Genomic DNA, 17940 nt, shown 5'->3' on the forward strand with positions numbered 1-17940 from the left:
TTCACAGCACGACAGCACGGTGGCCCGGGCACCCGTGTTGGGGCGTGGGGGGCGGACACCGGATCAGGTCGGAAATTAGCCGTCTCAGAACTATACCGATGATCAGCGTCTAATTCATCATCGTGATTTTACTTTTAGTCACGACGCGGAGCGCTTCATCTGGCTTTTCTACCCCGAAGGTAGTAGACCACGCCGCGGTAGACAAAGTTCACCAAACTTTAACCTTTGTGTATATAACCTGGCCAGACGGCTAATCGTGAGGATTTAAACAATTAGAAAACCAGCTGGCAACCAGCTGGAAACCCAACGTTTACCCATGCGGGCCACACTGCCAAATCGGAATACTTCAAGTCCCGAACTAACCAATTGAGGAGATTTCGTCGTGTCACAGCCGCATCTGCTTCCCGGACCGAACGCAGATTTTTGGGAATGGCAACTGCATGGAGCATGCCGCGGGAAGAACTCGGATGTTTTCTACCACCCGGACGGGGAACGCGGACGTGCCCGCGCGCAGCGTGAGAACCGCGCGAAGGCCATCTGCAACGCCTGCCCGGTCATCGAGCTGTGCCGTGAGCACGCCCTCCGGTCCGCTGAGCCCTACGGCGTGTGGGGCGGCATGTCCGAGTCCGAGCGCTCCCACGCCCTGCGCGCTCGCAACAAGCGCGCCCAGGTCACCAAGGTCGCCCCGGTTACCGTCTAGGCGGTTTCCCGTTAGGGCTTGACCCCTACCGCCACTGGCGCACAGGCAACCGCGCTGCCCAATAATGCAGCCTGCTGCCCTGCCGCCCCGGTGGTTCCTTTTGTGGCCTCCTACCCTTCTTGGGTCTCTTGGGCCTCGTGGGCCAGGTAACGGGCTAGGTAGCTGCCGGTCACCGAGTCGGCGACTTCGGTGAGCTCGCACGGGCTCGTGCTGGCCACCACCCGGCCGCCGGCCGAACCGGGCCCGGGGCCCAAATCGATGACGTGATCGGCGTGGGCGATAACCGCCGGGTGGTGCTCGACACAGACGACGGTGTGCCCGCTGTCGACGAGCTCATGGAGCAGCTCCAGCAGCACCTGCGTGTCCAGCAGGTGCAGTCCCGTGGTCGGCTCGTCCAGGATGAGCACGTCGGCCGCCGCCTTCTTATCGGCCATGTGCACGGCCAGCTTCAGCCGCTGGCGCTCCCCTCCCGACGGGGTGTTCAGGGGCTGGCCCAGGTGGATATAGCCCAGGCCGACGGTGCACAGGATCTCGCAGATTTTCGCCGCGGCGGGCACGCGGGATTCCTTGGCGGCGAAGAACTCGGTGGCCTCCGCGGCGGGCATTTCGAGGATCTCCGCGATGTTCTTATCGCCGAAGGTATAGGCCAGCACCTCCGCGGAAAAGCGCTTACCCTCGCAGACCTCGCAGGGCACGTCGACCCCGGTCATCACGCCCAGCTCCACGTAGACCACCCCGGCGCCGTTGCAGTTCGGGCAGGCACCGGCGGAGTTGGCCGAAAACAGCGCGGGCTTGACACCGTTCGCCTTGGCGAAGGCCTTGCGGATGGGCTCGAGTGCGCCCGTGTAGGTCGCGGGGTTCGAGCGCCGAGACCCGGTGATGGTGGCCTGGTCGACCATGAGGACGCGGTCGTTCTCGGCGAGTTTCTGCGGCAGGCAGGCCAGCAGCGAGGACTTGCCCGAGCCGGCCACGCCGGTAATGGCGGTGAGCACCCCGTGGGGATATCGACGTCGACGTCGCGCAGGTTGTTAACGCTCGCGCCGCGCACCTCGATGGCCCCGGTGGGCGTGCGGACCTCGTCCTTGAGGCCGGTCTGCAGAGCGAGCGCCCGCGCGGTGGCTGTGTCCGCTTCGACCAATTCCTCGACCGTGCCGGTGAACACAACCTCGCCGCCGTTAGTGCCGGCGCCGGGACCGAGCTCTACGACGTAGTCGGCAATGTCGATGGTCGCGCGCTTGTGCTCAACCACGAGGACGGTATTGCCCTTGCCCCGCAGGCGCAGCAGCAGGCGGTTGAGGCGCTCGATGTCCTGCGGGTGCAGGCCCGCGGTCGGCTCGTCAAAGACGTAGGTGATATCCGTCAGCGCTGATCCCAGGTGCCTAACCATGCGGGTGCGCTGCGATTCCCCGCCCGAGAGGGTGCCCGCCGGCCGGTCTAGGCTGAGGTAGCCCAGGCCGATCTCCACCGCGCTGTTGACGGCCTGGCGCAGGTTGTCCACCAGCGGGGTCACGCGGGCATCCTCCAAGCTCTCCAGCCAGGAGTAGACCTCGGTCAGCTCCCACTGGGAGACCTCCGCCAGGGAAACACCCGCGATATAGGACCGGCGGGCGTGTTCGGCCAGGCGGCTGCCCTCGCAGGCTGGGCAGTCGACGAAGCGGGCGGCGCGCTCGACGAATTCTCGCATCTGCTTGGGCAGCTGCTGCGGGTCCTTGGACAGCGTCGAGCTCTCCAGCCTCGGCACCAGGCCCTGGTACGAGATGTTGATGCCGTTGACCTTTACCTTGACGTCGTCGAGGTAGTAGAGAGCGTGCTTTTGTTCGTCGGTGAACTCGGCCACGGGCACGTCCGTGGGGTACAGACCGGACTGGGCGTAGCTCTGCCAGGTCCAGGAGCCGACCTTGAGGCGCGGGACGATGATGGCGCCGTCGTCGAGGCTGAGCGACTCATCGACTAGCGCCGTGAGGTCGAGGTCAGTGACCCGGCCGGTGCCGCTGCAGTCCGGGCACATGCCGCCGGTGCGCTGGAAGTGGGTGACGTCCTTCTTCGCCCCGGCTTTCTCGACCTGGATGGCGCCCTGCGCGCTCACGGAAGGCACGTTGAAGGAATAGGCGGCCGGGCCGCCGGCGTTTGGCTCCGCGATGCGGGAAAACAGCACGCGCAGCATGCCGGTGATGTCCGTAGCCGTGCCGAAGGTAGACCGCGCGTTCGCGGCGAGCGGCTCCTGCCCCACCACGATGGCGGCGGTCAGCCCCTCCAAGCGGTCGACGTCGGGGCGGGCGGTCTGCGGCATGAACCCCTGGACGAAACCGGGGTAGGTCTCGTTGACCAGCCGCTGGGACTCGGCCGCGATGGTATCGAAGACCAGGCTAGACTTGCCGGAGCCCGACAGCCCGACGAAGACGGGCAGCTGGCGCTTCGGGATATCGACGCTGATATCACGCAGGTTGTTATCCCGCGCGCCGGTGACCCGGATGAATTCTTGTTGTGGCACGAGGCATAGCTTAAAGCACGATTAAGGGCCCCGCCGGCTGGCTAGCCGGACGAGGCCCTCGCGCTCTTTTCAAGCAGGAGGCCCGACGGTTACCCGGCGGAAACTGCCTTACGCGCGTGAGCTCACGCGGTTTTAGTGATGGTGGTGGTGACCATGGGAGGACTCTTCTTCCTCGGCGGGCTTTTCCACGACGGAGGCGTCGGTGGTCAGCACCATGCGTGCCACGGAGGTGGCGTTGACTACGGCGGAGTGGGTGACCTTGACCGGGTCGATGATGCCGTTGTCGATGAGGTTGCCGTACTCCAGGGTGTGAGCGTTGAAGCCTTCACCGTTGGACATTTCGGCCACGCGGTTGGTCACCACGGCGCCGTCCTCACCGGCGTTAGCGGCGATCCAGTAGGCCGGGCGCGACAGCGCTTTGGCTACGGAGAGCACGCCGGTCTTGGCCTCGCCCTCGAAGTCCTGGGCGAAGGTCTCCAGCTCGCGCGCGATCTGGACCAGGGCGGAGCCGCCGCCGGCGATAACGCCTTCCTCGACCGCGGCACGAGCGGCGTTGATGGCGTCCTCGACGCGCAGCTTACGCTCGTTGACCTCGGTCTCGGTGGCGGCGCCGACGCGGATGACGGCCACGCCGCCGGAGAGCTTGGCCAGGCGCTCCTCGAGCTTCTCCTTGTCCCAGGTGGAGTCGGTGCGCTCGATTTCGCGGCGGATCTGGCCGCGGCGCTCTTCGACGGCCTCGGCGGTGCCGGCGCCGTCGACCAGGACGGTATCCTCCTTGGTCACGGTCACGCGGCGTGCGGAGCCCAGAACCTCGAGGCCAACCTCGTTGAGGTTGATGCCCAGCTCCGGGTCCACGACGGTGGCGCCGGTGACGACGGCCAGGTCGTCCATGAAGGCCTTGCGGCGGTCGCCGAAGTACGGGGCCTTGACGCCCACGACCTTCAGGACCTTGCGGATGGAGTTGACCACCAGGGCCTGCAGCGGCTCGCCCTCGATGTCCTCGGCCATAATCAGCGTCGGCTTGCCGGACTCGGCGATCTTTTCCAACAGCGGCAGGAAGTCCGGCAGGGAAGAGATCTTGTTGCGCACCAGCAGGATCTGGGCGTCGTCGAGCACGGCGTGGTTGGTCTCTTCCTCCGTCGCGAAGTACGGGGAGAGGTAGCCCTTATCGAAGGAGATGCCTTCCGTGACATCCACGGTGGACTCCATGGTCTGGGACTCCTCCACGGTGACCACGCCGTCCTTGCCGACCTTTTCCATCGCGCCGGCGACCATCTCGCCGATTTCCGGGTCGCGGGAAGAAACCGTTGCGACTTGGGCGATTTCGGAGGCGGAGTTAACCGGGGTGGCGCGCTTCTTGAGCTCTTCCACGGTCTTCTCTGCGGCCGCGGCAATGCCACGGTTGAGCTCGACCGGGTTAGCGCCGGCGGCCACGTTGCGCAGACCTTCGAAGATCAGTGCCTGGGCCAGCAGCGTCGCGGTCGTGGTGCCGTCGCCGGCGATGTCGTTGGTCTTGACCGCCACGGACTTGACCAGCTGGGCGCCCAGGTTAGTGAAGGGCTCGTCCAAGTCGATGTCGCGGGCGATGGTCACGCCGTCGTTGGTGACGGTCGGGCCGCCAAAGGCCTTGGACAGAACCACGTTGCGGCCGCGTGGGCCCAGGGTGACCTTGACGGCGTCGGCGAGGGTGTCCACGCCGCGCTGGATGCCCTCGCGGGCCTCCTGATCAAATGCAATGAGTTTTGCCATTAGTGGCTACACCACCTTTTACTTTTCGATAACGGCGAGCAGGTCGCGAGCGGACAGCAGCAGGTACTCCTGGCCGTCGTACTTCAGCTCGGTGCCACCGAACTTGGAGAAGATAACGGTGTCGCCTTCGTTGACACCCACTGGGACGACTTCACCCTTGTCATTGGTGCGGCCCGGGCCGACGGCAATGACGGTCGCCTCTTGCGGCTTTTCCTTAGCCGATTCCGGGATTACCAGGCCGGAAGCGGTAGTGGTTTCCGCTTCGACGATCTGGACCAGAACTTTATCTTCCAGCGGCTTGATGTTTGCCATGGTGTGATTCCTCCGTTTATGAATCAATGAGTTGTATGTGCCGGTTGCATGCATTGCCAGCACAGCCGTCGTCGCGGGTGAACAACTGTGGGTCAAACAACCTATCTAGCACTCTACCCGTGCGACTGCTAACCGACAACAACACCGCTCCCCCGCCGCGCACACGCCCGTCACTCCTCCACACCACCAGGCCTCGACGCCAAACCGCCCCACCAAGCCACACTCCCTAAGCCACGCCGCCGGCCCCTCCCCCGGCCGCAGCCAAAGCCAACGCGCAAAAGACCCCGCCGGCAGCTCGTGCAAGCCACCGGCGGGGCCAAAGGCAAGCCCTGTGCCTTAAACCGTCAGCGCGCTACTAGCAGGAGACCTGGGCGACGGTGAAGCCCATGGTTTTGGCCAGCCCGCCTAGGGAGGTCTCCTTGTACTTGGAGAGCATGTCCCGGCCGGTTTCTGCCATGGTCTTAACCGCGTTATCCAGGGAGACAACGTGGGAGCCCTCGCCGCGCTTGGCCAGGCGGGCGGAATTGATGGCCTTGACAGCACCGACGGCGTTGCGCTCGATACAGGGGATCTGCACCAGACCGCCGATAGGGTCACAGGTCAGGCCCAGGTTGTGCTCGAGCGCGATTTCGGCGGCGTTTTCCACCTGCCGGGGCGTGCCGCCCAGCAGCTCCGCCATGCCGGCGGCTGCCATGGAGGAAGCCGAGCCCACCTCGCCCTGGCAGCCAACCTCGGCGCCGGAGATAGAAGCGTTCGTCTTGATGATGATGGCCACCGCTCCGGCGGTCAGCAGGTAGCGGTGAACGCTGTGCTTGTTGAAACCGCGCTGGAAGTCACGCGCGTAGTGCAGCACGGCCGGCAGGATGCCGCAGGCACCGTTGGTCGGGGCGGTAATGACGCGGCCGCCGGCGGCGTTCTGCTCGTTGACGGCCAGCGCGTAAAGGTCCACCCAGTCCATAGCCTCCAGGCCGGAGTCCTCGTCTTCGCTCTGCGCCAGCAGGTCCTGGTAGAGCTTCGGCGCGCGGCGCGGGACCAAGAGGCCGCCCGGCAGGATACCGTCGGTCTCAATGCCCTGGGACACGGCCTGCTGCATAACCTCCCAGACCCGGTCCAGGTGGGCCAGCACGAAGTCCTCGCCACCTTCATCAGCGTGGAGAAAGGACTCGTTGGCCAGCATAATTTCCCAGATTGCCAGGTCGTGCTTCTCGCACAGCTCCAGCAGCTCATCGCCAGTGTCGAACTCGTAGGGCGCGCGCATGTTCTCCGGCATGGGCGTGGGGTTCTCCGCGGCCAGCTTGGAGGCCTCCAGCTCCGCGCGGGTCTGGATGAAGCCGCCGCCAACGGAGAAGTACGGCACACCCTCAGCAATGCACTTGCCGTCGGCGTCGTAGGCCGAGAACAACATACAGTTCGGGTGGCCCGGGAAGGGCTCGTTGTCGAAGACCAGGCTGTAGTCCATGGTCCCGGTCGGGCCGGTGACACTGCCCTCGCGCGGGATATTGGTGCCGGCGACCGGCTCTGCGTCCAGCGGCACGTCCAGCGGAGTCCAACCGACCATGCCGAGGATGACCGCGCGGTCCGTGGCATGCCCCAGGCCAGTGGCCGAAAGGGAGCCGCGCAACTCGCAGCGCACCAGCGCCGGGTATTCGACCAGCGAGTCCACGAAGGCCTTGGCCGCGCGCATGGGGCCGACCGTGTGCGAAGACGACGGGCCGATACCGATACTGAAAATGTCAGTCACTGTCAGGGTCATGAGGTACTCCTTTTGGTTGCTCCACTCGTGGCTCGCGCGCCTGCCGCAACCAGATAGGGGTGCGAAGAAATTATCGCGACCGGGCGCGCCGCCTCTCACCGCCCATCCTAACGGTTGTAGCGATGCCAGGCACATCTAGAAAGAATTGTCATCTGACTCAAGTTTTTGAACCCACGACCTGCCACTTCCACCAATTGCACAAAAATTATCACCGCCCCTCTTACAAGGGACGGTGATTGACGGTCGCGCGGGGCGCCAGGACCGCTCCCGCGAACTTAGGCCCGCTTGTCCGTGTTGATAACGGCCGCGCGCCAGAGCTGGTATTCCTCCGGGTTGTCCTCGCGGTAGTTCAGCACGGCGCGAATGGAGTTTTCCACCCCTTCGACGATATCATCAGTAATGTCGTCGCCTTCCGCCCCCACGAAGATAACCGAGCCGGAAATCGCCCGAATCGGGTCCTGCAGGAAGGCCGAGTTGCCAGTATCAGCGGTATTACGCGCCAACGACGCCACCGGGTTCGGCTCCGCACCCTCAGCGCGGGCGTCCGGGTTGAACAGCGCAGCGTAGGTCGCGCCATCTTCCTGGAAGGCCACCGCCACGCGGTCTTCAGCAGCCCCACCCAGGAACTGGTTAGCGTGCTCCAGCTCGAAGGTGATCTTTCGGCGGGTCAGGTCAGGGTTGACAAGGAATCCAATAGTCATAATTCCTAAAACTAGCCGCCACACCGAAAAACCACACTCTGAGCAGGTAAAACTTTGGGTAAACATTCCGTGAACCACGGGCCAATAACTCCGATCGCAGGCGCCCGCGCTTTCCTCGGCGACTCCTCGATCCAACCGGGTAGCTAAGGCGCTAGCGGAGAGCTAAGTCAAAGGACAAGCAATTGTGAAAATATTGGGCTAATTGTCGTTTAAAGTTTGGCTCGATGGTAGGCAATGATTCTGTCTCTTACCGGGGCGCGGAGCATTAATCCACTCGGCTCCCTTCGCGAATCGGAAGACACGGAAGACTTGTGGAGCCTTGTCAACGCTACTGCATCCATAACGCCCGAGACTCCGCTATCTCCTTGGTTTGTAGGGGAAAGCAACGATAGCGAGATCCGAGGCAACGGTCAATTAGACACCCTTGTCCTCGAGGTGTACACCGCTGACAAGGACTCGGGATCTGCGGTTAAGAACCCGCCGGAACCAGCGGGATCTCCACCTCCAGCTGGGTGTCCGTGGCGGTGGCGAGGCCGGAGGGTTCGGCGTCTTCGGTGATGAGTTGTGCGGCGACGGCGGCGATCATGACGCCGTTGTCGGTGCAGAGTTTGAAGCTCGGGACGCGCAGCTCGATGTCGGCTGCGGCGCAGCGCTCGGCGGCGAGTTCGCGCAGCCGGGAGTTGGCGGCGACTCCGCCGCCCAGCAGCAGCACGCCGGCGCCGGTGTCTTGGCAGGCACGCAAGGCCTTGGCCGTGAGCACGTCGCAGACGGCCTCCTGGAAGGAGGCGCAGGTGTCCTCCACGGAGATAACCTCGCCGTTGCGCTCGGCTTGTTCGACGTAGCGGGCCACGGCGGTCTTCAGGCCCGAGAAGGAGAAGTCATGGCGGTGGTCGCCGCGCAGATCCTCTGCCTTGCTGAGCCCGCGGGGGAACTTGATGGTGGGCTCGCCGCGGGCGGCGAGTTTGTCGATGACCGGCCCGCCCGGATACCCCAGGCCCAGCAGGCGGGAGACTTTGTCGTAGGCCTCGCCGGCGGCATCGTCAAGCGTGGTGCCCAGCTCCCGCATGGGGCGGCCGACGGCTTCGACCTCCAGTAGCTGGGTGTGTCCGCCGGAGACCAACAGGGCCACCGCGTGCGGCAGCGACTTGCCCTCCAGGTTGGCTACGGCAACGTGGCCGCCCAGATGGTTGACCCCGTAGAAGGGCACGCCCCAGGCGGCGGCATAGGCCTTGGCCGCGGAGGCGCCCACCAGCAGCGCGCCCGCCAGGCCCGGGCCGACGGTAGCGGCCACGGCATCGGGGCGCTCAACACCGGCCTGGCGCAGGGCTTCCTCCATCACCTGGGGCATGGCCTCCAAGTGAGCGCGGGAAGCGATCTCCGGCACGACGCCGCCGAAACGGGCGTGCTGTTGCATGGAGGAGGCCACCGCATCCGCCAGAACGCGCATCTGCCCGGCCTCGTCGACCTCCACGATGCCGACGCCAGTCTCGTCGCAGGAGGACTCGATTCCCAATACGATCATTGCCGTTCGCCTTCTTTAGTTTCTTGTCATTCCCGCCCCGGCCGCGCTGTGGCCCGGCGCCAGGCTGGTTGTTAGTTCTCTGGTTGCTAGTTCGCTGCTTGCTAACTGTCGTCGGCGGGCTGCCCGCCTTCTCGCTTATAAGTGTAGGCATCCGCGCCGGAAGGTTGGTAATAGTTGCGGCGCAGGCCCAGCCGGTGAAAGCCATAGGCCTCGTACAGGCTCATGGCCGGCGCGTTGTCCACGCGCACTTCCAGGAAGATCGGGGCCTTCTCACGGTCGGCGATAAAGCAGATATTGTCCATCATCATCCGGCCGATACCGCGGCGCTGGTGCGCCGGATCCGTGCCAATGGTGTGGATTTCATACTCCGGGGCATCGGCCGGGCCCATCCGCCCGATGCCCGCGTAGCCGACCAACAGATCCGCCTCGGTATCCTGCACACCCAGGTAAAAGGTGTGCGGCTGGCGGAACTCCGCCTGGAAGACCTCTTGCGACCAGGGGGTCTCCCCCGGGAAGAGCACGGTTTCCAGCTCGGCGCACCGGGCGGCGTCGGATGCTTTCAGCTCCCGCAGGACGAGGCTCACAGCTCAACCTCGGGGATGGCCGCCGAGCGCGGCTTCGGCGCCGGCTCCTTCGCGTCGGGCCGGCGCAGGTACAGCGGCACCAGCGACTCCGGCTGCGCGTTAAAGTCCACGGCTGCTGCCAGCGCGGCCGGGCACGGGTTCAGCGCCGGGCGCACAGCAGCGTGCCACTTCTCCGGCAGCCGCTCCCCCAGCGCCGCGGGGATGTAGATGGCAGTGACGGCGTCTGGGAAGTCCACGTCCTCGGGGCGGGCCACGTCCGGCCCGCTGACGCGCTCGGTGCCGCGGTAGACGGAGTAGTAGATCTCCTTGCGACGGGCATCGGTAGCCACCACGCACTCGCCGGTTTCTGCGGAGCCGCTGGTGTGTGTGCCTTCCGCGGCACCGCTGTCCTGGGCGGCTGCGGCCACCGCGATGGCGTCGTGCGAGCAGAGCCCATAGACCGGGATTCCGCGCGCTTGTGCCAGGGCGGAGGCCGTGGCCATGCCGACGCGCAGGCCGGTAAACGGCCCCGGCCCGCACCCGGCCACGACGGCGTCCAGCTGGGAATAGTCCCCGCCCAGCAGCTGGTCGATGGTGGGCATCAGCAGCTCATTGTGGGCCCGGGTGTCCTTAACGGTCGCGTCCTGGGCCGCCGACGGTTGGGCATAAGCCGCGTTGCCCGGCTGGGACGGGTCGATATCCACCAGACCGGTGACCAGATCCGTGGTGGAGGTGTCGATGCACAGAACACGCATTAGGACGCCAGGACCCAGGTTCCGTCTTGGTTCTGCATGAAGGGCAGCAGGGAGAAGCCGTTGATGACCGGCGGGACCTGCTGGGAGCACAGGTCAACCTCGCTGCGGTCCAGCTTCTCCGGGAAGGTGTTCAGGTCATCGTCCAGGGCCACCAGGTAGTTGGTGTCCTCCGGGACCTTGCCGTCCACCAGGTCCAGCTCGTCCGGGTTCAGGCCGAAAGCTTCCCGAAGCTCATCGCCGGAAACGCCCGGGCAGACAAACGCCGCGGCGGTCCACTCTTCGCCGTAAACGTCCGCCGGGGACAGGGCCGTGCCGTGCAGGCCCTTGTTCTTGGTCTCTTCCAGGATGTGGCCCACGCGGCCGACCGGCTCGTCGGCGCGGGCGGCGGTCCAGCCGACCAGGCCCAGGATGGCGATGAGGAAGCCGACGGTGACGACGGCCACCAGTGCGGCGGCTGACTTGGACAGTTTCATCATGGTGACTCCTTTTGCGCGACAGTCGTACGCCCGACTATCGGATTAGTTATATGGGGATTAAGTGCCTAGACAGGCTTGGGCATTGTTTTTACGCCCTGCAATGGTACATCGTGCAGGTTCCGCGAGTGTGTGGCGCCTCCGCGCTCATCGCGGGCGCGGCCGGCTAGCGGCTGTGCCACTGCCAGGAAATAACGCGGGGTCCGTCTTCATCCAGCGGGGCGTCGTCAGCCCGCGCGCTTTCCCGGTCGATGCGCACGAGCAGGAAGTCGTCGCTGAGCTGCTCGACCAGCCCGCCGCCCCATTCGGCGACGACGACGGCGTCGGCCAGCTCCGTGTCCAGGTCCAGCGCGTCCAGGTCTCCGATGGGATCACCTGAGCCGGCGCCGAAGTCATCCAGCAGGCGGTAGGCGTCCACGTGCACCAGGTTCGGGCCGGGCTGCTTCGCGCGGTGCTCCCGGGCGATGACGAAGGTCGGTGAGGTCACCCGGCCTTTCACACCCATGCCCGCCGCGATGCCCTGGGTCAGGGTGGTCTTACCCGCGCCCAGCGGGCCGTCCAGGATCACCACGTCACCGGCCTCCAGTGCGCGTCCCAGGCGCGCTCCTAAGTCCTGGGTCTGCTCGCGGGTGCTCAGGGTCTCGCTGCCGCAAGCGGGAAAATCGCTGCGCATCCTAGGCCTCCTGCCGGGGCAGGTAGGTCCGCTGGGTGCGCCCGGTGGGCCGGCAGACCACCTCGTAGTTGATGGTCCCGGCGGCGTTCGCCAGGTCGGTGGCGCTGCGCCCGCCGGTGCCGAAGAGCACGGCCTCGTCCCCGATGGCCACCCCGTGCGGGTTGGGGCCTAAGTTCACCACGACCTGGTCCATGCACACCCGGCCGACCTGCGGGTAGAGGTGGCCGTTGATGCCCACTTCCAGCTTGTCCTGGAAGTTGCGCGGCAGGCCATCGGCATAGCCGGCGGGCACGGTGGCCAGGTAGCCCGGCTCGGACGCGCTCCAGGTCAGGCCGTAGCAGGTGGCCTCCCCCGGCTCGATCGGCTTGACGTTGATGACGGTGGCAGCCCAGGTCATCGCCGGGCGCAGGTCGTGTTCCAAGCCCTCGATTGGGTCCAGGCCGTAGCAGGCCAGGCCCACGCGCACCTGCTCGAAGTAGGCGCTCGGGCGGGTGAGGGTGGCCGGGGAATTCGCCAGGTGGTTGACCGGGCACTCCAGGCCCATCGAGCGCGCCTGCTCTAGGGCGTTGCGGAACTGCTGTTCCTGGTAGTCGTTGTGCGGATGATCCGGGGTATCAGCGCACGCGAAGTGCGACATCAGGCCGGTGACCTCCAGGAAGGGGCAGTCGCGCAGCAGTTTAAAAGCTTCCGGCCAGTCCGCGCGCTGGATGCCCGAGCGGTGCATCCCGGTCTCCACGCCGATGATGACGCTGGCCGGAGTCTCCTGGTTGATCAGTGCCCGGGCGTGCTCCAGGGAGGGCACGCCGACGGTAATCCCGTGGGCTAGCACCTCCGAGAGATCATCGCTGGGGTCCCAGATCCACGCCGCGATCGGCTGGTTGACGCCGACCTGGCGCAGGCGCACGGCCTCCGCCGTGGTGGCCACACCGAAGGCGTCCGCGCCGGCGGCCTCCATCACGGGGGCCACCTTTTCGATTCCATGCCCGTAGGCGTCCGCCTTCACCACGCACATCAGCCGGGTGCCTGGGCCCACTTTGTCCTTGAGGTAGGCAACATTGTGGTCGATGGCATCCAAATCGATGCGGGTGGTGAGTAATGGCATGGAAGCTACTCTACCGTCACCGACTTTGCGAGATTACGCGGCTGGTCTACATCGTAGCCCTTCGCGGCGGCGACGTTGCAGGCGAAGATCTGCAGCGGCACGGTAGCCAGCAGCGGCTGCATCAGGGTCGGGGCCTGCGGGATGCGGATGATGTAGTCCGCGTAGTCCTCGACCGCGGCGTCGCCTTCCTCGGCGATGACCACGGTGACGGCGCCGCGGGCGCGGATCTCCTGGATGTTGGAGACCACCTTGGAGTGCAGCGAGTCGCGGCCGCGCGGGGACGGCACGATTACGAAGACCGGCTGGCCCTGCTCGATAAGAGCGATAGGGCCGTGCTTGAGCTCGCCGGCGGCGAAGCCCTCGGCGTGCAGGTAGGCGATTTCCTTCAGCTTCAGCGCGCCCTCCAGGGCGACGGGGAAGCCGACGTGACGGCCCAGGAAGAGCACGGAGGTCGCATTCTGCATGGACTTGGCCAGATCCGCGACCTGCTGCTCGCCGTCGATGACCTCCTGGATCTTGTCCGGCATGGCGCGCAAATCGCGCAGGATGGCCTCGACCTCGTCAGTGAACTTGTTGCCGCGCAGCTGCGCCAGGTACAGGCCCAGCAGATAGGTGGCGGTGATCTGCGCCAGGAAGGCCTTGGTGGAGGCCACCGCGATCTCCGGGCCGGCGTGGGTGTAGAGCGCGGCATCGGATTCACGCGGGATGGACGAGCCCTGGGTGTTGCAAATAGCGATGACCTTCGCGCCCTGCTGGCGGGCATGGCGCACCGCCATCAGGGTGTCCATGGTCTCGCCGGACTGAGACAGGGCCACCACGAGCGTCTTTTCGTTGACGATGGGATCGCGGTAGCGGAACTCATGCGCCAGCTCCACCTCGGTGGGGATGCGGCACCAGTGCTCGATGGCGTAGCGGGCCACGTGGCCAGCGTAAGCGGCGGTGCCGCAGGCGATGACGATGATCTTGTCAATGGACTTGAGCACGGACTCTTCGATCCGCAGTTCGTCCAAGATCAGCTTGCCGGACTCGTCGAAGCGCCCCAGCAGGGTGTCGCGGACTGCGCTCGGCTGGTCGTGGATCTCCTTGGCCATGAAGGAGTCGAAGCCGCCCTTTTCCGCCTGCGCGGCGTCCCACATGATTTTAAACGGCTTGCCCTCGGCCGGGTTGCCATCGTAATCGGTGATGGCGACCTCGTCCGCGGTGATGGTCACAACGCGGTCATTGTCAATTTCGACGGCGGACTTGGTGTAGTCGATGAAGCCCGACACGTCGGAGCCCAGGAAGTTCTCGCCCTCGCCCAGGCCGATGACCAGCGGCGAGTCGCGACGGGCAGCCACGATACGGTCCGGCTGATCCGCGTGGATGGCCAGCAGCGTGAAGGCACCTTCAAAGCGCTGGCAGGCCAGCTGCATAGCGCGGGTCAGGTCACCTTCGGCCTCGCCGTGGAAGACGTCGGCGAGCACCGTGGCAGCAACCTCGGTGTCGGTCTCCGATGCGAAGTGGGCGCCCTTGTCGATGAGCTCGGTACGCAGCTCGGAGAAGTTCTCGATGATGCCGTTGTGGACGACGGCGAGCTTCCCGCCGTCGACGACGTGCGGGTGGGCGTTGATATCGGTGGGGCCGCCGTGGGTGGCCCAGCGGGTGTGGCCGATGCCCAGGACCGAGTCCGGCACCGGGCGGTTGGCCAGCTCCTTATCCAGCTCGGCTACCTTGCCAGCCTTCTTGCGCCAACTGATCTCCCCGTCCGCGTACATCGCGATGCCGGCGGAGTCATAGCCGCGGTATTCCAGACGGCGCAGCCCCTCCAGCACGACGTCGAGGGCAAAATATTCACGGTCGTTTCCCGATAGACCAACGTATCCGACGATTCCACACATAGCCCCAGATGTTACAGCATTATCCAGCACTCCGACGGAGGCAGGTTGTATATTCACCTCGCCGTAACAATTGCCCGGAGTTTTCGGCCCCGGTCAGGTGCTACCGTGCCAAGGTTTGCTCTATCCTGGTAGATGTGTCTGCGAATTTGAAGAAGCATCTATCGACCCTGTCCAAGCGCGGCCCGCACCGGGTACTTGTCGGCGATCTGTCGTACGCCGGCCTCAACGGCAAGGTGTATACCCCTGCCGAAGGCAACGCGCTGCCCGCTGTGGCCTTCGGCCACGACTGGATGAAGAAGGTGAAAAGCTACCACGCCACGTTGCGCCACCTGGCCTCGTGGGGGATCGTGGCGGTCGCCCCGGACACGGAGACCGGCTTTCACCCGAACCACCGCAACTTAGCCGCTGACATGGAAACCGCCTTGCAGATCGCCGCCGGTGTGAAGCTGGGCCAGGGCAATATCTCCGTCGGCCCGGGCAAGCTCGGCATGGTCGGCCACGGCATGGGCGGCGGCGCCGCCGTCTTGGCCAGCGTCGACAACGACAAGGTGCGCGCTGTCGCGGCCATTTACCCCGCCTCCACTGCCCCGTCGGCCTCCCGCGCCGCCCGCCGCCTGGAGATCCCCGGCCTGGTCATCGGGTCCGGCCGTTCCGATATCTTCAGCGCCGGCAACCCGGCGAAGCTGGCCTACAACTGGGCCGGCGACTGCTCCTACCGGGAGATTGCCAAGGGCACCCAGCAGGGCTTTAGCGAAGACCGCCTGACCAAGCTCATACTCGGCACCCCGGCCTTTGAGGGCGGCCCCACGGAGACCGCCCGCGGCCTTATCACCGGTTTCTTCCTCCACCAGCTCAACAACGACAGCAAGTACTCCGATTTTTCCGATCCGGAGGCCGTCGGCAAGAACGTGAAGAGCTTCATCGGCGAAGATCTCAGTGAGAAGGCCGGCGTCACCCGCGACGACTAGCCCCTCCGCAGCACGGATTTTACCTGCCCCGGCACACTTGTGCGCTGGGGCTTTCTGCGTTCCTCCCGCCCCAACCGCGCCGGCGCCCCGGGGTGCGCCGCCGAAGTCCGCGGCGTCTTGCCGGCCGCCTTCGCCTCGGCACTAGCCTGGTTCTTGGCATTGTCCGCCACCTTTTCCAAGTCTTCCTGCGCCTTGGCCAGGGTGCGTTCAAATTCCAGCAGCCGCGCCGCGGTGCGCTGGCGGAACTGCCGGGCAAATTCGTCGAAGTCGTCTACCATCGTCCTGCCTTTCGGGCTCGCTCTTGCAGTTCATCTCCAGTATCTTCTTCCTGCACTTGTGCCTCCTGCAGGGCAAGCCCCGCCCCACCACCGGCGTCCGCAGCCGGTGGTGCCGCCGGTTCGGGCGCTACCGGCTGGGCAGCAGGCTCGGGTGCCGGCGGCGCGGCATCTATATGGGCCAGCTTGCCTGCCGGCGGTTCCGGCTCCGGCACCTCTGACAGGTCCGGCGGCCCGGGCTTCGGCTCAGGAGCCGGTTCTGATTCCGGTGTGGGTTCCGGCTCAGGCTCCGGGCAGGGCTCGGGTGCTGGTTCCGGGTCTGGCTCTGGCTCAGGAGCTGGTTCTGGTTCCGGGCATTCCATGCCCTCCAGGCACTCGGCCGCGGCCGCCAACAGCAGGCCAGCCCCGATAAGTGCGACGCCGGCACCGGCGACGCCGAGGGCGCCGCAGCAGCTTTGCGCGGGCTCGCATGGGACCGGCTCCGGGCAGGGCTCGGGTGCTGGCTCAGGCTCTGGCGCGGGTTCCGGTTCGGGTGCGGGCTGTCTGGTCGGCTCGGTTTCCGGTGCTGGCTTCGGCTCGGGGCAAAGTTCAGGCTCCGGTTCGGGCTCCGGTTTTGGCTCAAGCTTGGGCTCAGGTTGGATTTCTGGTTCCGGGCAGGGCTCAGGGTGACGGGCCGGTGCCGGTTTGGGCTGTGGCTGTGGTTCTGGTTGTTTTTCTGGTCCTGGCTTTAGCTCAGGTTCTGGGGCCAGCTTGGGCGCAGGGTCCAGGGACGACGGCTCGGTCGGTGGTGGGACGGCATCCGGTGCGGGCTTGGGTTGTGGTTTGGGTTCGGGCCTGGGTTGCGGTTCTGGTGTGGGTTCCGGCTCGGTCTCTGGCTGGGGTTCTGGCTGACCCTTGGCGCAGGGTTCGGTTTCTGGTTCTGCGGGGGCTTCCGGCGGCTCGGGCGGTAGGGGACGCTCGCAGGCGCACTCACAGCGGCGCTCGAATTCCTCGTAGCAGCTGTCGATGGCCTCGTCACGCTCCCGGCAGGTGCCGGCGACCTGCTTGTTGGTGTCCTCGATGACGCGGCCGCCGATGGCGGAGATGGCCGGAATGAGGAACTGGGCCACGGGGTGGCGGCGTAGCACCATCGCCAGGATGTCCAGCAGCCCGATGGCGGCGCTGAGCAACTCCCCGATCGCGGAGTCGGAGACGTGCACCACGTCGTCGATGGCTTGGGCGCAGTCCTCCGCGTCGCGGGCGAGCTCGTCGGCCTGGGTGCGGTCGTCCTCGTGGTCGTCGTTAAGGGTACGCAGGCGATCCAGCAACTTGTCGCCGGCGACGAGGAAGCCGCCGCCGAGCAGGAATTCGCGCAGCTCACCGCCGCCGCGGTTAGGCCGGTCTGCGCCGACGGCCGCCCGGGTGCCCGCCACCAGGTCGGCGCTGCTGAGCCCGTCGACGGAACCGACCATCTTCTGCAGTACCCCTATGGGCAGGCTCGGGCCGGAATACGCGCCCTGGCTGGCCAGCTGGAAATTGCTCACCGAGCGGGAATAATCGGCTAATTGGCTGCAGGTCATGGCGCTAGTGCTGCTCATGGTCATCCCCCTGCCCCAGGCGGGCGCCGAACGCGTCATCGCCGCGGTAGACGGCGGTGAACTGGTCGGCCGCGGCGCGCACGGTTGCGTCCATGTTGTTAAGGCGCCAGCCGCCCAGCTCATGCAGGCGGTTAAGCAGCTGTTGGATGCGCTGCCCGTGGCCGGCGAAATCACGGCCGGCGGCGGCCTGCGGGTACTCCGGCACACGGCGCAGGTGCGCTTGGCGCTGCGCGCTCACGCCGGTGGATACCTGTCCCAGGCGAGCGACAATATCAGTGTGGTCGAACTCGATTTCCGGCACCGAGGGACTCCCTTTCTTGCAGTCTCTTCTCTTCAGGTCCGAGCCGCCCCGAATGGGAGCAGCTTCACCTTTTTGGACTGCCGGAAGTCCCCGGCGGTTCCCACCAATTTTTCTGGAACCGCTCGTGGGTTCTCGGTTGCCGGTGGCG

The 17940-nt window shown here is 65.8% G+C and carries 16 protein-coding genes and 1 pseudogene; 2 read left to right on the forward strand and 15 right to left on the reverse strand.

Annotated elements, in window-relative coordinates:
• The first annotated feature begins 382 nt into the window (after positions 1-382).
• The gene (locus tag QQS52_RS02345; RefSeq protein WP_070769187.1) at positions 383-700 is read left to right on the forward strand and encodes a WhiB family transcriptional regulator; all 318 of its coding nucleotides are present in this window, start codon (positions 383-385) and stop codon (positions 698-700) included.
• Positions 701-810: 110 nt separating this feature from the next.
• Here QQS52_RS02345 and QQS52_RS02350 read toward each other — a convergent pair.
• The 12 genes and pseudogenes from QQS52_RS02350 to glmS form a co-directional block, all read right to left on the reverse strand.
• A pseudogene (locus QQS52_RS02350) lies at positions 811-3191 on the reverse strand (ATP-binding cassette domain-containing protein).
• A 132-nt stretch (positions 3192-3323) separates the two neighbouring features.
• A complete protein-coding gene (gene groL / locus QQS52_RS02355) occupies positions 3324-4940 on the reverse strand; it encodes a chaperonin GroEL (protein WP_472772414.1) in 1617 nt (538 codons plus the stop codon).
• 18 nt (positions 4941-4958) lie between these two features.
• Entirely contained in the window at positions 4959-5252 is a 294-nt protein-coding gene (gene groES, locus QQS52_RS02360) for a co-chaperone GroES (protein WP_472772415.1), read from the reverse strand.
• A 355-nt stretch (positions 5253-5607) separates the two neighbouring features.
• Complete coding sequence (locus QQS52_RS02365) at positions 5608-7005, reverse strand: L-serine ammonia-lyase (protein WP_472772416.1); 1398 nt, start codon at positions 7003-7005, stop codon at positions 5608-5610.
• Between the two features lie 275 nt (positions 7006-7280).
• A complete protein-coding gene (locus QQS52_RS02370) occupies positions 7281-7706 on the reverse strand; it encodes a hypothetical protein (protein WP_472772417.1) in 426 nt (141 codons plus the stop codon).
• A 469-nt stretch (positions 7707-8175) separates the two neighbouring features.
• On the reverse strand, positions 8176-9228 hold the full coding sequence (gene tsaD / locus QQS52_RS02375) for a tRNA (adenosine(37)-N6)-threonylcarbamoyltransferase complex transferase subunit TsaD (protein WP_472772418.1): 1053 nt from the start codon (positions 9226-9228) through the stop codon (positions 8176-8178).
• A 101-nt stretch (positions 9229-9329) separates the two neighbouring features.
• Positions 9330-9812, reverse strand: a complete 483-nt coding sequence (rimI, locus tag QQS52_RS02380) for a ribosomal protein S18-alanine N-acetyltransferase (protein ID WP_472772419.1) — start codon at positions 9810-9812, stop codon at positions 9330-9332.
• Entirely contained in the window at positions 9809-10546 is a 738-nt protein-coding gene (tsaB, locus tag QQS52_RS02385; protein WP_472772420.1) for a tRNA (adenosine(37)-N6)-threonylcarbamoyltransferase complex dimerization subunit type 1 TsaB, read from the reverse strand. The genes rimI and tsaB overlap by 4 nt, the downstream gene beginning before the upstream one ends.
• Positions 10546-11022: a hypothetical protein gene (locus tag QQS52_RS02390; RefSeq protein ID WP_296202884.1), complete on the reverse strand. Its 477-nt coding sequence runs from the start codon at positions 11020-11022 to the stop codon at positions 10546-10548. The genes tsaB and QQS52_RS02390 overlap by 1 nt, the downstream gene beginning before the upstream one ends.
• Positions 11023-11185: 163 nt before the next feature.
• The gene (gene tsaE / locus QQS52_RS02395; RefSeq protein ID WP_070769176.1) at positions 11186-11692 is read right to left on the reverse strand and encodes a tRNA (adenosine(37)-N6)-threonylcarbamoyltransferase complex ATPase subunit type 1 TsaE; all 507 of its coding nucleotides are present in this window, start codon (positions 11690-11692) and stop codon (positions 11186-11188) included.
• Position 11693: 1 nt separating this feature from the next.
• The gene (gene alr, locus QQS52_RS02400) at positions 11694-12794 is read right to left on the reverse strand and encodes an alanine racemase (RefSeq protein ID WP_472772421.1); all 1101 of its coding nucleotides are present in this window, start codon (positions 12792-12794) and stop codon (positions 11694-11696) included.
• A gap of 5 nt (positions 12795-12799) precedes the next feature.
• Entirely contained in the window at positions 12800-14671 is a 1872-nt protein-coding gene (gene glmS / locus QQS52_RS02405; protein ID WP_472772422.1) for a glutamine--fructose-6-phosphate transaminase (isomerizing), read from the reverse strand.
• 134 nt (positions 14672-14805) lie between these two features.
• Between glmS and QQS52_RS02410 the strand changes: the two genes are divergently transcribed.
• Entirely contained in the window at positions 14806-15639 is an 834-nt protein-coding gene (locus QQS52_RS02410; protein WP_472772423.1) for a poly(ethylene terephthalate) hydrolase family protein, read from the forward strand.
• On the opposite strand, the gene QQS52_RS02415 is transcribed toward QQS52_RS02410, so the two are convergent.
• From QQS52_RS02415 to QQS52_RS02425, 3 genes are read right to left on the reverse strand one after another with little or no spacing between them, the layout of a single operon-like run.
• On the reverse strand, positions 15636-15917 hold the full coding sequence (locus tag QQS52_RS02415) for a hypothetical protein (protein ID WP_472772424.1): 282 nt from the start codon (positions 15915-15917) through the stop codon (positions 15636-15638). The two genes, QQS52_RS02410 and QQS52_RS02415, sit on opposite strands and share 4 nt — an antisense overlap.
• On the reverse strand, positions 15911-17491 hold the full coding sequence (locus QQS52_RS02420) for a zinc metalloprotease (RefSeq protein ID WP_472772425.1): 1581 nt from the start codon (positions 17489-17491) through the stop codon (positions 15911-15913). The genes QQS52_RS02415 and QQS52_RS02420 overlap by 7 nt, the downstream gene beginning before the upstream one ends.
• On the reverse strand, positions 17478-17792 hold the full coding sequence (locus QQS52_RS02425; RefSeq protein ID WP_472772426.1) for a hypothetical protein: 315 nt from the start codon (positions 17790-17792) through the stop codon (positions 17478-17480). The genes QQS52_RS02420 and QQS52_RS02425 overlap by 14 nt, the downstream gene beginning before the upstream one ends.
• Between the last annotated feature and the right edge of the window lie 148 nt (positions 17793-17940).

This window comes from Corynebacterium sp. 1103A (assembly GCF_055700955.1).